The organism is Phormidium sp. FACHB-1136, from assembly GCF_014697375.1.
Taxonomy (GTDB): Bacteria; Cyanobacteriota; Cyanobacteriia; order Phormidesmidales; family Phormidesmidaceae; genus Nodosilinea.
Genome location: NZ_JACJRS010000020.1, coordinates 13,128 through 28,179, shown reverse-complemented (window position 1 = coordinate 28,179; position 15,052 = coordinate 13,128). Strand labels below are relative to the sequence as shown.

Sequence of the window (15,052 nt, the reverse complement as noted above, 5' to 3'; positions counted from 1 at the left end):
ATGCGACGGATTGATGTATTTGGCATCGGGTTAGGGGTGTTCCTGGCTGGGGGAGGGATTTTTCTGGCCTTCCGGCTGGTGGGGCTAGATGGATTGTCGGCGGGCATTTGGAGCCAAGCCGTGATGGTGGGTGGCCTGGTGGGCTGGTTGGTGACCTACCTATTTCGAGTCGTCACCCGCAATATGACGCTGAATCAGCAGATGGACGACTACGAAACCGCTGTCCTAGAAAAGCGCCTAGAGGAATTGAGCCCCGAGGAACTCGCCGCCCTCCAGGCCAAGCTAGAGGACGAGTCGGCCTAGGGCCAAGCCTCCCGTTTCATCCCTCCAATCCCCACTCAGGCGGGCATAGACGCGGTGCCCGTCTTGGTTTAGAGTGCTCTATTGGATGTCTATCGGCCCGCTCTATGGCTCACGTTGCAGATCATTTCCAGGCGCTCAAAGCGCGGGGTGAATGTGCCCTCATTCCCTTTATTACAGCGGGAGACCCTGACCTAGAGACCACGGCGGCGGCGCTGAAGGTGCTGGACGACAACGGAGCCGATTTAATCGAACTGGGGGTACCCTACTCCGACCCCCTCGCCGATGGCCCGGTGATTCAGGCGGCGGCTACCCGTGCCCTGGCCAAGGGCGTCACCCTGGATCAGGTGTTGGATCTGGTCAAAACCGTTAGCCCCGGCCTCAAGTCTCCGATTATTTTGTTCACCTACTACAACCCAATCCTCAATCGCGGCCTTGATACCTTCATGGCGGATATCGCCGCCGCTGGGGTAGCGGGTCTGGTGGTGCCCGATCTGCCCTTAGAAGAAGTGGAGGCGCTGCTGCAAGCCGCCGCCGCCGCCCAGATTGATGTCACCCTGCTGGTGGCCCCCACCTCTCCCCTAGAACGCATCCAGGCCATTGCGGCCCAAGCCCAGGGGTTTGTGTACCTGGTCAGCGTTACTGGGGTGACTGGGATGCGGCAGGAGATTCAGGGACGGGTGAAGGATCTGATCGACAGCCTTAAGCAAACCACCAACAAAGCCATCGGCGTGGGCTTTGGGGTGTCTGGCCCAGATCAAGCCACCCAACTGCACCAGTGGGGGGCCGATGGGGTGATTGTGGGTAGCGCCTTCGTGAAGCGTTTAGCCGTTGAGGATTCCCAATCCGCTCTTCAGGACGTGGCTGAATTTTGCCGCACCCTCAAAGCCGCCATTCAGTAGCCCCTCGCCAGCCCCTCGCCAGAGGCTTCTAGGCTGGAGTGGCGGCTCGTTGGGCAATCAAATAACCGCAGCGATGTTCGCCCTGAACCAGCCAGTGGGTGCGCTGCACGGAGCAGTCGGAGAGAGCCAACTGAAACATTTCCAATTCGTGACCGCAAACGCTTGGGAAAGAAGCGGCGATGTGGGAAATGGCACAGTTATATTCGGTGATGATGTAGCAGGGGCCGGGATGATCCACGGCAATATGGGGCTGCATTTCCGTGGGATCGACCTCGTGCCATTCGGCCATATAGCCTTCGGCCTGTCGCAGGTCAACCAATTTGGCCACCCGTTCCGCCACGGTGCCTGTGCCCACCTGATCCCGGTATTCCAGAGCCTTGCGCTCCCATTGCTTGCGGAGGATGCTACCTACCTGGTCTTTGCCCACGGTTTCCGCCAGGGTATCTAGCAGGGAAATGGCGAATTCGTCGTACTGAGCCGGAAAACGATCCCGACCCTTGCCACTGAGGCGATAGAGGTGATTGGGTCGGCCCATGCCCTCGTGGACGGCCCGGTGTTCAATCAAGGCTTCGGCCTCCAAATCCTTGAGGTGGCGACGAATGGCCTGGGCGCTCACCTCAAAATGTTCCGCCAAGGCTTGAGCGGTGGCCTCGCCCTGCTTCAGCAGGTAGACCAGGATGTCGTCCTTGGTGGAGGAGGGTTGCTGCACAAAGGTCATGGCATCGGCCAACATGAAGGACTACATACTTTGACAACAGTCGTGTTGCTAAACTAATCTAAGATTGAGTTAGACAACCTAAATGTTGCTTTAATTGTATAGAATGATTGGGCTGTGTAGCCATATCTTTGTTCTGCGATGACTGTCACCCCTCCCACCCAAGCCTCCGACAAAAACCTCGAAATGATGCGAAGCTTTGCCCAAAGCTACGCCAAGCGCACGGGCACCTACTTCTGTGCGGATCCCGGCGTGACGGCGGTGGTGCTGGAGGGTTTGGCCAAGCACAAGGATGACCTGGGTTCCCCCCTGTGTCCCTGTCGCCACTACGAAGACAAAGAGGCCGAGGTGAAGTCCATCTACTGGAACTGCCCCTGTGTGCCCATGCAGGAGCGCAAGGAGTGTCACTGTATGCTCTTCCTCACCCCCGACAACCCCTTTGCTGGCGATCAGCAGGAGATTTCCGTGGAGACCATCCGCGCCGAAACCAGCAAATATCAGTAAGCCCAATCTCAGCCAGCCCAATCTCCGTTGACCGAGCCGCCGTCCAGAGAGTCGAGTCTATGAGTGCTTCTGTTCAGTCCCTCGTTAGCCAGCCCTATAAGTACGGGTTCACCACCGACATCGAGGCCGATGTTATCCCCCGTGGCCTCAGTGAGGACGTGGTGCGGCTGATTTCGGCCAAGAAAAACGAGCCGGAATTCATGCTGGAGTTTCGCCTCAAGGCCTACCGCAAATGGCTGACGATGCAGGAACCCGTGTGGCCCAACGTCAGCTATCCGCCCATCGACTACCAGAACATCATTTATTACTCGGCTCCCAAGGTTAAAGAAAAGAAGGGCAGCCTGGATGAGGTCGATCCCACCCTGCTGGACACCTTTGAGAAGCTGGGGATTCCTCTGTCGGAACAAAAGCGCTTGGCCAACGTGGCGGTGGATGCCATTTTTGACAGCGTTTCTGTGGCCACCACCTTTAAAGAAAAGCTGGCCGAGGTGGGGGTAATTTTCTGCTCTATCTCCGAAGCCATTCAGGAACACCCGGAACTGGTAGAAAAGTACCTCGGTAGCGTGGTGCCCATCGGCGACAACTACTTCGCGGCCCTAAATTCGGCGGTGTTTAGCGACGGCTCTTTTGTCTACATTCCCAAAGACACCGTCTGCCCGATGGATTTGTCCACCTACTTCCGCATCAACAACGGCGACTCTGGCCAGTTCGAGCGCACGCTGATCGTGGCGGAATCTGGCAGTTCCGTCACCTACCTGGAGGGCTGCACCGCCCCCATGTACGACAGCAACCAGCTCCATGCCGCCATCGTGGAACTGGTCGCCCTCGACAACGCCACCATCAACTATTCGACGGTGCAAAACTGGTACGCCGGAGACGAAAACGGCAAGGGCGGCATCTACAACTTCGTCACCAAGCGCGGCCTCTGCGCCGGGAAAAACTCCAAAATTTCCTGGACTCAAGTAGAAACCGGTTCCGCCATCACCTGGAAATACCCCAGTTGCGTGCTGGTGGGCGAAGGCTCTGTAGGCGAGTTCTACTCCGTGGCCCTCACCAACAACCTGCAACAGGCCGATACCGGAACCAAGATGGTGCATGTAGGCAAAAACACCAAGAGCACCATCGTTTCTAAGGGTATTTCCGCCGCCAAGTCGAAAAATAGCTATCGCGGCCTAGTGAAAATTGGCCCCAAGGCCGAAGGATCCCGCAACTATTCCCAGTGCGACTCCATGCTGATCGGCGACACCTCCAGCGCCAACACCTTCCCCTACATCCAGGTGCAAAACAGCACCGCCCAGGTTGAGCACGAAGCCTCTACCTCCAAAATTGGGGAAGATCAGCTCTTCTACTTCGCCCAGCGGGGCATTTCTCCCGAAGATGCGGTGTCGATGATCATCAGCGGTTTCTGTCGCGATGTGTTCAACAAACTGCCGATGGAATTCGCCGCCGAAGCCGATAAGCTGCTGGCTCTCAAACTCGAAAACAGCGTCGGGTAAACCCGTAGGGTGGGCACTGCCCACCATCCCCCTTGGCCCTGTCGAGAAAACACCGGGGATGGTGTATTGCTTCGCGAATGCACCCTACGAATCAACGATATTGCCGATTATTTTTTGCCCTGAAGCCTACCGGATATTGCCCAATCACCCCAACACCATGATTAACGAAAACAGCGAGATCATTCTTTCCGTCAAAAACCTCTATGCCAATGTGGACGGCACCGAAATTCTCAAGGGACTCAACCTGGAGGTACGGGCCGGAGAAATCCATGCCATCATGGGCCTCAACGGTTCCGGCAAAAGCACCTTTTCTAAGGTGTTGGCGGGCCATCCCGACTACGAAGTCACCGCTGGGGAAGTAAGTTTCAAGGGCGAAAATATCCTAGAACTAGAACCCCACGAACGGGCCACCGCTGGGGTGTTTTTGGCCTTTCAGTATCCCCTAGAAATTCCCGGTGTCAGCAACCGCGACTTTTTGCGGGTCGCCTACAATGCCCACCGCAAAGCTAGGGGCGAAGAGGAAATCGATGTATTCGACTTCGACGATCTGCTGGACGAGCGGCTGTCGGTGGTGAAGATGGACGCTTCTTTCCTGGATCGCAGCGTCAACGAAGGCTTCTCTGGCGGCGAAAAAAAGCGTAACGAAATCCTGCAAATGGCGCTACTAGAACCCGCCCTGGCGATTTTGGACGAAACCGATTCTGGCCTAGACATCGACGCCCTAAAAATCGTAGCCAACGGCGTGAACCAACTCACCACCCCCGACAATGCCGTGGTGCTGATCACCCACTACCAGCGGCTGCTCGACTACATCGTGCCCGACTACGTCCATGTGATGGCCGAGGGCCGCATCATCACTACGGGCAGCAAAGAACTGGCCCTAGAACTGGAATCTCGCGGCTATGAGTGGATTTTGGCCGAACATCGTGCGGAGGCTGTGGCGTAATGTCAAATTCTTCTGATCTCAACGCAACTCTGAGTATCCCTACCTCGACCAGCCTGACCGAACAGCGATATGCCTACCTCAAGGCGCTGATCGCCACCGCTAAAGCTGCCGTCCCCGCCGACCTCGCCCTGGCCGATCTCCGCACCCGCGCCGAAGCCCTGCTGAAGGAAGAAACCTTCCCCTCTACCCGTCAGGAAGATTGGCGCTTTACGGATCTGTCGGCTCTGCTGTCGGTGAACTTTGCCGCAGCGGAATCCTCGACCGTCACAGAAACAGCTATCAATCCTCTGCGCCTACCCGAAACCACGGGGGCACAAATTGTTGTGGTCAACGGCATTTTCAACGCCGAACTATCTCAACTGGAGCAACTGCCGGAGGCTGCAACGGTTGGTAGCCTGCGCCAATTGGGGCAAAATTTTGACCTGATGGCCAAGGTGCAAAACCGACTCGGCCAAGCCAGCGGAGGCCACGAGGTGTTTACGGCCCTCAACACCGTAGGCTTTCAGGATGCGGTGTTGATTTATCTGCCCCGCAACGTGGTGGTCGATACCCCGGTGCAGATTCTCTACGTCCACCAAGGCCAAGACACCTTGGCTCAACCCCGTTGCTTGGTCGTTGCCGAAACGGGCAGTGCGCTGACCCTCGTAGAAGACTTTTGGGGAGATGGGGACAACCTCAACCTCACCAATGCCGTTACCGAAATCTGGCTAGATGCCAACGCCCAACTCACCCACAGCCGCATTCAGCGGGAGGGCGCAGGCACCTACCACATCGGCAAAACGGTTGTTACCCAGGCCCGCGACAGCCAGTACATCGGCACAGCGGCAGACTTTGGGGCCAAGCTGGCCCGCCACAACTGGGAAACCTACCAAACCGGGGAGCAAACCACCACCAAGCTCTACGGCCTGGGGGCTATCACCGACACCCAGCACGCCGACACCCACAGCTTGGTAGCCCTCAGCTATCCCCGCGGCACTGTAGAGCAGCAGCACAAGGCTATCGTGGACGGCAAGGCCCACAGCGTCTTTAACGGTCGAGTGGTGGTGGCCCAAAAGGCCCAGCAAACCAACGCCAGCCAGCTCAACCGTAATCTGCTGCTGTCGGACAAAGCTAGGGTAGACACCAAACCCCAGCTCGAAATTGTGGCCGACGACGTGAAATGCGCCCACGGAGCCACCGTCAGCCAGCTTCAGGCCGACGAGATTTTCTATCTGCAAAGTCGCGGTATTAGTGCCAACCAGGCCCAGCGGTTGCTGATCTATGCCTTCGCCATGGAAATCCTAGACCGGATCCCGTTAGAATCACTGCGAGCCAACCTGGCCCAGCGGATTACCCAATGGACGTAGATGGCCCACCCTTACGGGAAGCGAGCTACACCCCCAGCCTATCGGCCCTCACCCCCAACCCCTCTCCCATGGGGAGAGGGAAGTCGGATAGCCCACCCACCCATTACCCCCCGCCCTCCCATGACCGTCGCCCAAGAACTTTCCCTGGCTGCTAAGGTTCGTGCCGACTTCCCGATTCTGCATCAGGAGGTGAACGATCACCCGCTGGTGTATCTCGACAATGCGGCCACCTCCCAAAAGCCGAGGGCGGTGCTGGAGGCGCTGAACCACTACTACCAGCTCGATAACGCCAACGTTCACCGGGGGATTCACGCCCTCAGTGCGCGGGCGACGGATGCCTACGAGGGGGCACGGGATAAGGTTGCGGCCTTTGTCAACGCCGCCAGCCGCGATGAGATTGTCTTTACCCGCAACGCCAGCGAGGCGATTAACCTCGTCGCCTACTCTTGGGGGATGAGCGCCCTGAAGCCGGGGGACGAAATCATCCTCTCGGTGATGGAGCACCACAGCAACCTGGTGCCCTGGCAGTTTGTGGCCCAACGGACGGGGGCCGTTCTGAAGTTTGTGGGCCTAGCCGAGGATCACGCCTTTGACCTGGAACAGTACCGTTCCCTGGTGGGCGACAAGACTCGCCTAGTGGCGGTGAATCACGTTTCCAACGCCCTGGGCTGCATTAACCCGGTGGAGGAGATCATCGCCCTGGCCCACCGCCACGGAGCCAAGGTGCTGATCGACGGCTGCCAGAGTGCGCCCCACCTGCCCCTGAATATGCAGGCGATGGACTGCGACTGGTTCGTGGCCTCTGGCCATAAAATGTGCGGCCCCACAGGCATCGGCTTTTTGTACGGCAAGCTAGCCCTGCTTCAGGAGATGCCCCCCTTCCTGGGCGGTGGCGAAATGATTGCCGATGTGTACTTCGACCACTCCACCTACGCCGACCTGCCCCACAAGTTTGAAGCAGGCACCCCAGCCATTGCCGAAGCCATCGCCCTCGGTGCTGCCGTGGATTATTTAGCCTCCGTCGGGATGGACAAAATCGCCGCCTATGAGCACGAACTGACGGCCTACCTCTACAAACAAATCCAGGCTATCCCCGAAATCAAGCTCTATGGCCCCAATCCCAAGGCTGACGGCAGCGGTCGTGCGGCATTGGCGACGTTCACCATTGACGGAGTCCACGCTCAGGATTTAGCGACGCTGCTGGATCAGTCGGGTATCGCCATTCGCTCTGGCCACCACTGCACCCAGCCCTTGCACCGTTTGCTGGGGGTCGATTCCACCGCCCGCGCCAGCCTCTATTTCTACAACACCAAGGCCGAAATCGACGCCTTTATTGCCGCGCTTAAAGACACGCTGGAATTTTTCCGAGGCATTTTTGAGGACGAGGATTAGGGCGTGTCATGAATGGGTTAATTGGATGAAATGAACGATTTCTCAACACTCTAGCTGCCCAGGCCAAGGGGCTGAGCCCAAGTCCCTTGTTCTATGGGGATGGTGATAGCAAAACAAGGGCTTGAGCTTATTGGATGACAGGTCTTGGGTGTTTAGGTACCCATACTAGTGATCTAGAAGAAGGGTGCTAGACTTTTGGCAAGAGCTTCAGCCGTGGATCGTGGGCGTTTGCGGCGATGGCGGCTGGGACGACACGCTTGGAGCAGGACGTTTCGATGGCACCCAAACCCAAATCCCCAGAGCTTCCGGTAATTGGCACGGTGAAAGGGCCAGGGGAGACGGGCAACCAATACCTATTCATCACCGCCGACCATCGCCAGGTGAAGATTGGCGAGTTTGTCTACTATCGGGTGGATGTGGTGGATGTGCCCCAGGCGGAGATTTTGGGCAAAATTTCGGCCCTAACGCTGATTGATCACCTGCCCGACCGTCTGTTTGCCGACCCGGACATCAACCCGGAGGCTATCGCCGCCCTGGTGGGGTTTGCCCATCCCAACCCGGAAGTCTATGAGGTGACCGTGGATGTGGTGGGCTATTTCCATCCGGCCCTGGGCTTCATTAACCCCCGCATGGCCCCCGATCCGGGCGCAAAGGTGTACCTGGCGGACGACGCCAGTTTGCAGCAGATCATCAACAAAAAGCAGCCCCAGGCGGCGGGTTCTGCCCACATTGGTTCGCTGCTGCTGCGGCCCGGTGGACGGGTGCCCGTGGCCCTGGATGTGAAGGAACTAGTGAGCACCCACATGGCCATCTTGGCGGGGACGGGTTCCGGCAAATCCTACACGGCGGGGGTGTTGATCGAAGAACTGATGAGTCCCTACAACCGGGCGGCGGTGCTCATTTTTGACCCCCACGGCGAGTACGGCACCCTGACGGATATGCGCGGCCACCCGGCCTTTGCGGCGGACGACGGCTACAGCCCAGCAGTGAAAATCCTCACCCCCGACGACATCCGCATTCGTATGTCCTCCCTGGATTACTACGATATTTTGACCCTGCTGCCCGACATGAGCGACCGTCAGCAGGCCATCCTCAACAAAGCCTTTAGTCTGCTGGGCAAGCACAAGCTGGGCGACCACCGCTGGGATGTACAGGATTTGATCGCCGCCTGCTACGAATCTGACCGCAGCACCGACGACGAGGGCAACGAAAAAACGGGTTCCTCTGCTCCCGCTCTAGAGTGGAAATTGGGCAAGCTAGAACGGTCGGATTACTTCCATCGAATGCAGCACCTTGCCCCGAAGGATTTGTTTGCCCCCGGCCAAGTGACCGTGCTGCAAATGAACGAAATTAGCCAGGAAGAACAGCAGGTGATCTGTGCGGCGGTGCTGCGCCAAAGCTACCAGGCCCGCATGAACACCGCCAAGGACAAAATCGCCCCCGACGACGAAAACTATCTACCCTATCCCGTCTTTATTTTGATTGAAGAGGCCCACCGTTTTGCCCCTGGTCACGAACCCTCCCGCTGCAAGCAAATTCTGCGAACCATCCTCAGCGAAGGACGCAAATTTGGCATGGGTGTGGGCCTGATTACCCAGCGTCCCGGCAAGCTCGATTCTGACGTGCTCTCCCAGTGCATGAGCCAGTTTCTGATGCGGATTGTCAACCCTGTAGACCAGGAAAGCCTGAAGTACGGCGTAGAGGCCGCTGGACGCGACCTACTGCAAGAACTGCCCGCCCTCACCAAGGGCCAGGTGATTGTGTCAGGGGCTTGTGTGAACACCCCCGTCCTTTGCCAGGTTCGCCAGCGCAAAACCAAGCACGGCGGCGAAACCATGGATGCCCCGGCAGCATGGCTAGGCTATTTTCAAGCTCACCGCAAACAGGCCCGCCAAATGGAAAAAGCGCCCCTGGCCAAACCGGGCAAAGCCGCCGAAACCTTTGGCGGAATTAGCATTGAGTAAGATGGGAGGTGGAGGAAGCCTCTATGCCTCTTTGGCAGACTATTCTACCGATGTGGACGACGCCACTGAACTAAATTTCCAGCCTCTTGCCAGTAGCTTCTGATTGTCGCCAATACATCAGTATCATGCCCTGAGCCGTACGATCCACCATCATAGAAGCCTGTAATCCTATCGTGGAAACTCCCTGTGGCATGACAGAATCCGATCAAGTTTTCTTGATTGCCTATATTGATTCGACCTCTTCTGGAAGCACTTTCAGTGCCTTTCCAAACTCCCAATGCCGCCTCTCCCCACTCCCATGTATCCTCCTCTTCTCCTGCATGTCGAAGCCAACCGAGGTACTGATCTTCAATGGGAACGCTATATCCGACGATAAGTACTTCTTGGCAACAGCCTGACTTTCTAATCTTCTCCGCTGCTTGTGCAGGGAAAGTGGAAACAGGCTTGACTTCAACAAAAACCTCTTTAGCCTCGCTAATAACAAAGTCTGGAATCCAGCCTTCAAAATCAATAGGCTCATACTCAACGCGCCATTGAAGCAGGTCAAACATTGCCGCCCAGCGAGCTTCAAGGCGTGATCTGTATTGCCGACCTTGATACAGTGTTGGGACTGCTTCCATGTACTCGCTACCAACTTAGCATAGGTGTACGGGTTAACTATATCAGCCTGAAGTCCTCGGCAAGTGTTGGGTTCCGCTTTGCTGCACCCAACCTACTCTAGAGATGTGTCAGGCAATCAGGGTAGCAAGACTTGGGAGGCTTGAACAACACGACTTAATCAAGACAAACCGCAGAGAGCGCAAGGGAAATTTAGCGTGAGATGGCTCACTATGTGATCGGCAAAATCATCTGCGAAAAATTACTGAGATTGCGACGTCTGACAATGCTTAAGTTAATCTTTAGTTTTCAATGACTTAGACTTTGACTGGATGGCTTAGCGCCTGAAAACGACAGGGATCAAGGGAAACCTAAGAAGATTAAGAATATCAACAACTACGAGACAGTTCCCTATGGCCGTAAAGACAATAGAGGCATAGTCCTAATGGGCATCTCTCGTGGCGACCTCTCTTCCCTCCCTTGCCTACTGTAATGAAAGCCAAGTCACCATCGTTGGGGCTGGCCATGTGGGTAGCGCCTTGGCCCAATGCATCGCCCAGCGCGACCTGGCCAATGTGGTGTTGTTTGATGTGATTGCCGACCGACCCCAAGGGCTGGCCCTCGACCTCAACCAGGCCCGTAGCCACGGGCGCTATGGCCACACCATTCGAGGCACCAACGACTATGCCGACACCGCCAACTCCGACCTGCTGGTCATTACCGCTGGGCTACCCCGCCGCCCCGGCATGAGCCGTGAGGATTTGCTGACCACTAACGGCAACATCGTGGCAGAGGTGGTGCGCCAATCCCTCGTCTATTCTCCCCACGCCAGTCTAATTATGGTCACCAATCCCTTGGATGTGATGACCTATTTGGCTTGGAAGGTGAGTGGTCTGCCGCCCCAGCGGGTGATGGGCATGGCGGGGGTGCTAGATTCCGCTCGGTTTCAAACCTTTTTGGCGGCGGAACTGGGGGTTCCGGCTGGGGATGTGGCGGCGATGGTGTTGGGTAGCCACGGCGATCTGATGGTGCCCTTACCCAGCTACTCCACGGTGAGCGGTATTCCGGTCACGGAACTGTTGCCCCCTGACCGCATCCAAGCTGCCATTGACCGCACCCGCCACGGTGGAGCCGAGATCGTGTCCCTGCTCAAACAGGGGGGAGCTTACTATGCTCCAGCCGCCGCTACCTGCGCCATGGTTGAATCCATTGTGTTGGGTCAGTCCCGCATTCTTCCCACGGCGGCCTATTTGACGGGGCAGTATGGCCTAGAGGATGTGTATTTAGGTGTGCCCTGCCAGTTGGGTAAGGGCGGGGTAGAGCGGATTATCGAACTCGCCGCCTTAACACCAGCGGAACAGGACGCGTTAATGCGCTCGGCGGCATCGGTGAAACAGAGCTTGAACCAAGCTCTAGCGTTGCTATTGACCTAGGTGGTGAGCTGAAACCTTGGGTATGACAAAGGGGGGCGGTGTTCTGGAATCAGCCTTGTTGCCGTTAATTGGGTTGCCGTTAGGAGGAACGGACGTATCTCAGCCAATCGCTATCCCAGGGGATAACCTAGGCGAGCAGGATAACCAGCAGTAGGAATCCAAAGACGGAAACGCCGGATTGCCAGAAAATGTGAAAGGTTGTGTTGCTAACCATGGGGTTTACCTCGCAGACTAAGAGTAGAAACACCCTATTCTATTAACATTCCCAAAATGGGAACGGAAAACATTATGTCCTTATGTTTAAATTACTCCTATGTCAAGGGGGGTGAGGTGACCGGTTGGCCTCCCCTTGGTGATCCCATCGTGCCCTAGACGTAACCCTGCTCACGAGTCGGTGTGATATCGATCACGCTACAGTGATTGCTGTGGTCGTCTCATCGGCCACACCCCTCTCCCCTGGGCCGATTCATGACCCGATTGCCTGATTTTCTTCCTACGGGTAGCCCGCCTGCCGATGGTCTATCGACCCCAGATCGCTACTGGCTAACCCATATCCGTATTCCTCTCTGCTGTTTGGATAGATCGGTCTCCTGGAAAATACCGATCCCCTCCCTCGCTGTTCCCCCCTGGCGGGAGGAACTCGTCGCCGCCCATCTGGAGGTGCGCCAGGGGCAGATTGGGGCGATTATCCCAGCCAGCCAGCCCGTGCCGGAGGAAGCCCTCACCTGGGATTTGCGCCAGGGGCTCGTGTGGCCTTGCTTTGTAGACAGCCATACCCACCTCGACAAGGCCCACATTTGGCCCCGACAGGCCAACCCCGACGGCACCTTTGGCGCAGCGATCACGGCAGTGCGGCAGGACTATCCTCGCTGGTCGGCGGCGGAGTTGCAGCAACGGATGGACTTTGCCCTGCGCTGTAGCTACGCCCACGGCACCCAAGCCCTTCGCACCCACCTAGACAGCCTTGGCCCCCAGGGCGAGCTAAGCTGGGCGGTGTTGGATGACCTACGTCGCCAATGGGCCGGACGCCTGACCCTGCAAGCCGTAGCCCTAGTTGGGATGGAGGTCTACGAGACCCCGATAGCGGCAGAATTGGCGGATCGGGTTGCCCAGTATGGTGGCCTACTGGGGGGCGTTCTGTATCCCCAACCTCGGCTGAGAGAGCGGATTGATGCCGCCTTTCGTCTGGCCCAGGAACGGGGGCTAGATTTGGATGTCCACGTAGACGAAAGCCTTGACCCAGAGGCCAAAGGGCTGCGCTGGATGGCCGAGGCTAAACTGCGCCACAACTTTAGCGGCCAGGTAACCTGTGGCCATGCCTGTAGCCTCTCGGTGCAACCCGAAGACCAGGTAGCACAAACCCTAGCCCTCGTGAAGCAGGCCGACATGGCGGTCATCAGCTTGCCCCTGTGCAACGCCTATTTGCAGGATCGTCAGGCCGGACGAATGCCCCGCTACCGAGGCGTAACCCTGCTGCCGGAACTGGCCCAGGCCGGGGTGCCCGTTGCCCTCGCCAGCGACAACTGCCGCGATCCCTTCTTTGCCTACGGCGACCACGACATGCTGGAGGTGTTTAACCAGGGCGTACGTCTAGGCCAATTAGACGCCCCCTTTGGCACCTGGCCCCAGGCCGTCACCACCACCCCCGCCCGTATCCTTGGCCTGCCCCAGGGCGGGCAAATTGGAGTCGGTCAAGCAGCGGATTTAGTGCTGTTCAAGGCCCGTAGCCTGAATGAATTACTCTCTCGCCCCCAGAGCGACCGCGTGGTACTGCGCCATGGAGTTGCTATTGACCGCACCCTGCCCGACTATGCCGAACTCGACGAGGTTCTATCAGGACGAGGGATGGGATAGGCCCACCGCTTCAGCCTGACGGGGGGGATTGCCTGTAACCCGATCTTCCCCATGGGTGAGATGGGCGGTTTTGGTGTACCACCAGTTGCGGGTGGCGGCATCGAACTGAGCGGTGTAGAGGGTGGTTACGAAGGGCTGAGTATGGTAGCCCTGACCGACAATTTCCACACAGTAGGAGGGAGATTTGCGGGTGGCGAGATCGGGCACCAGGCGCTTGCCGACACGCCGCCAACTGGGTTCCTTACCTCGCCACTGAATCCGGCAGCAGGGCCAGGGCAACTGCTCGCGGTCAAACAACCGACAGCAGGGGCCAACCACCCGGTAGGTCAAGTGGGCTCCAGGGCTTTGGAACAAGTATCCTGTGGGCCAGGGGTGCTGGGCCTGGGGGGAAGGGTTGGGTGTCATCGCGGGAAGGGGGTGCGCTACATTATCCTGTGTTGATGTAGTTTACGAGATTTCCTATGGCCGAGCCCATTACCGCCGCCGTGAGCGACCGTATTTGCAAGCATATGAACAAAGACCATGCGGAAGCCGTGTTGTTCTACGCCACCACCTACGGCAACTTGCCCAGTGCCACCGCCGCCATCCTCAATGCCATTGACCCCGAAGGCATGGATCTCACAGCCACGGTAGACAATCAGCCCCAATCGGTGCGCGTGGCCTTCGACCATACCCTAGCTGGGGCCGAAGACGCCCACCACACCCTGGTGGCCATGCTCAAGGCTCGGTCAGCCTCGGCCTAGGCTGTGACGGTACAAGATTGGTAGACGGTACAAGGATTGGTGGCAGTACAGGATTGGTGACCTGACAGGATTATGGTGACAGTGCAGTTTTTGCCCGACGACATCACAATCACCGCCGAGGTAGGTGAACCCCTGTTGCAGGTGGCCCATCGGGCCGGAATCACCATCCCCACGGGTTGCCTGATGGGATCGTGCCACGCCTGCGAAGTGGAACTAGAGGGATCCACTGATCCCATCTGTGCCTGTATTTCGGCAGTGCCCCCAGGGGTCAATCCGGTGGTGATTAACCTCTATGTTGACCCAACTTGGTAGCCAGCCCCATCGATGGCGGCGAGTATACTGCGGCTTTCGGAGGTTGGCATACCTAAAAAAAGAGTGCATTGCTGAGCGAATGCACCCCTTAGGAGTCTTGAGGATTGAGGTGATTGGCGGACTTAAGCGACCATCTGAGGAATCGCTTCGACGGGGAATCCGGCGGCTTTCCAGGCCGAAACGCCACCCCGCAGAACCGATACCGATGTATACCCAGCCGTCCGCAGTTGTTCCGCAGCGACGCTCGCTTCCTCGTCAGTGATGCCGTAGATATAGAGATCGCGGTCGATCTCGAAGCAGCGGTGGGCGGTTTCGAGGAGCTGGTGGGCGGGGATGGAAATGGCCCCTGTGATGTGGCTAGCGCTGAAGTCGGCTCGGTTGCGGATATCCACAATGGAGAGGGCGGGTTCGCCCCAGTCGAGGCGTTCCTTCAGGTCGTAAACACGGGACTCGGGCCGCAGGGGAGAGGGCTTGGGGAACCAGCTAAACAAGTTCATGGTGTTGAGGAGGTGGAGAACATCTGTCCCTTGCAATGTAACAAGCCTCAC

16 protein-coding genes are annotated in these 15,052 nt (G+C 57.6%); 12 read left to right on the top strand and 4 right to left on the bottom strand.

What is annotated here, in order from left to right:
* Complete coding sequence (locus H6G62_RS08315) at positions 1–303, top strand: DUF3007 family protein (protein ID WP_190493975.1); 303 nt, start codon at positions 1–3, stop codon at positions 301–303.
* Positions 304–407: 104 nt separating this feature from the next.
* Positions 408–1,202 carry a tryptophan synthase subunit alpha gene (trpA, locus tag H6G62_RS08310; protein ID WP_190493973.1) on the top strand — a complete coding sequence of 265 codons (795 nt, stop codon included), beginning with the start codon at positions 408–410 and terminating at the stop codon, positions 1,200–1,202.
* A 28-nt stretch (positions 1,203–1,230) separates the two neighbouring features.
* Here the strand turns inward: trpA and sufR are convergent, their stop codons facing one another.
* A complete protein-coding gene (gene sufR / locus H6G62_RS08305; protein WP_190494061.1) occupies positions 1,231–1,920 on the bottom strand; it encodes an iron-sulfur cluster biosynthesis transcriptional regulator SufR in 690 nt (229 codons plus the stop codon).
* 138 nt (positions 1,921–2,058) lie between these two features.
* On the opposite strand from sufR, the gene H6G62_RS08300 reads away from it, so the two are divergent.
* The 6 genes from H6G62_RS08300 (at position 2,059) to H6G62_RS08275 (ending at position 9,565) form a co-directional block, all read left to right on the top strand.
* A complete protein-coding gene (locus H6G62_RS08300; protein ID WP_190493970.1) occupies positions 2,059–2,421 on the top strand; it encodes a ferredoxin-thioredoxin reductase catalytic domain-containing protein in 363 nt (120 codons plus the stop codon).
* A 59-nt stretch (positions 2,422–2,480) separates the two neighbouring features.
* A complete protein-coding gene (sufB, locus tag H6G62_RS08295; protein WP_190493968.1) occupies positions 2,481–3,917 on the top strand; it encodes a Fe-S cluster assembly protein SufB in 1,437 nt (478 codons plus the stop codon).
* A 157-nt stretch (positions 3,918–4,074) separates the two neighbouring features.
* On the top strand, positions 4,075–4,863 hold the full coding sequence (sufC, locus tag H6G62_RS08290; RefSeq protein WP_190494059.1) for a Fe-S cluster assembly ATPase SufC: 789 nt from the start codon (positions 4,075–4,077) through the stop codon (positions 4,861–4,863).
* Positions 4,863–6,209, top strand: a complete 1,347-nt coding sequence (sufD, locus tag H6G62_RS08285) for a Fe-S cluster assembly protein SufD (RefSeq protein WP_190493965.1) — start codon at positions 4,863–4,865, stop codon at positions 6,207–6,209. Before sufC ends, sufD begins: the two co-directional genes overlap by 1 nt.
* A 120-nt stretch (positions 6,210–6,329) precedes the next feature.
* Complete coding sequence (locus H6G62_RS08280; RefSeq protein WP_190493963.1) at positions 6,330–7,601, top strand: SufS family cysteine desulfurase; 1,272 nt, start codon at positions 6,330–6,332, stop codon at positions 7,599–7,601.
* Positions 7,602–7,876: 275 nt separating this feature from the next.
* Positions 7,877–9,565 (top strand): ATP-binding protein, encoded by a 1,689-nt coding sequence (locus H6G62_RS08275; RefSeq protein WP_190493961.1) that lies wholly within the window; start codon positions 7,877–7,879, stop codon positions 9,563–9,565.
* A gap of 44 nt (positions 9,566–9,609) precedes the next feature.
* Here H6G62_RS08275 and H6G62_RS08270 read toward each other — a convergent pair whose 3' ends face one another.
* Entirely contained in the window at positions 9,610–10,185 is a 576-nt protein-coding gene (locus tag H6G62_RS08270; RefSeq protein ID WP_190493951.1) for a hypothetical protein, read from the bottom strand.
* A 435-nt stretch (positions 10,186–10,620) separates the two neighbouring features.
* Here H6G62_RS08270 and mdh point away from each other — a divergent pair, with 435 nt between their 5' ends.
* The gene (gene mdh / locus H6G62_RS08265) at positions 10,621–11,595 is read left to right on the top strand and encodes a malate dehydrogenase (protein WP_190493948.1); all 975 of its coding nucleotides are present in this window, start codon (positions 10,621–10,623) and stop codon (positions 11,593–11,595) included.
* Positions 11,596–12,063: 468 nt separating this feature from the next.
* Positions 12,064–13,449 (top strand): cytosine deaminase, encoded by a 1,386-nt coding sequence (locus H6G62_RS08260; RefSeq protein WP_190493946.1) that lies wholly within the window; start codon positions 12,064–12,066, stop codon positions 13,447–13,449.
* Here H6G62_RS08260 and H6G62_RS27500 read toward each other — a convergent pair.
* A complete protein-coding gene (locus H6G62_RS27500; RefSeq protein ID WP_206755639.1) occupies positions 13,429–13,779 on the bottom strand; it encodes a hypothetical protein in 351 nt (116 codons plus the stop codon). The genes H6G62_RS08260 and H6G62_RS27500 overlap by 21 nt on opposite strands.
* Before the next feature lie 131 nt (positions 13,780–13,910).
* On the opposite strand from H6G62_RS27500, the gene H6G62_RS08250 reads away from it, so the two are divergent.
* Together H6G62_RS08250 and H6G62_RS08245 are read left to right on the top strand one after the other, a co-directional pair.
* Positions 13,911–14,192 (top strand): DUF2470 domain-containing protein, encoded by a 282-nt coding sequence (locus tag H6G62_RS08250; protein WP_190493944.1) that lies wholly within the window; start codon positions 13,911–13,913, stop codon positions 14,190–14,192.
* 72 nt (positions 14,193–14,264) lie between these two features.
* Positions 14,265–14,504, top strand: a complete 240-nt coding sequence (locus H6G62_RS08245) for a 2Fe-2S iron-sulfur cluster-binding protein (RefSeq protein ID WP_199324835.1) — start codon at positions 14,265–14,267, stop codon at positions 14,502–14,504.
* A gap of 122 nt (positions 14,505–14,626) precedes the next feature.
* Here the strand turns inward: H6G62_RS08245 and H6G62_RS08240 are convergent, their stop codons facing one another.
* Positions 14,627–15,001 carry a rhodanese-like domain-containing protein gene (locus H6G62_RS08240; protein WP_190493941.1) on the bottom strand — a complete coding sequence of 125 codons (375 nt, stop codon included), beginning with the start codon at positions 14,999–15,001 and terminating at the stop codon, positions 14,627–14,629.
* Positions 15,002–15,052 lie beyond the last annotated feature (51 nt).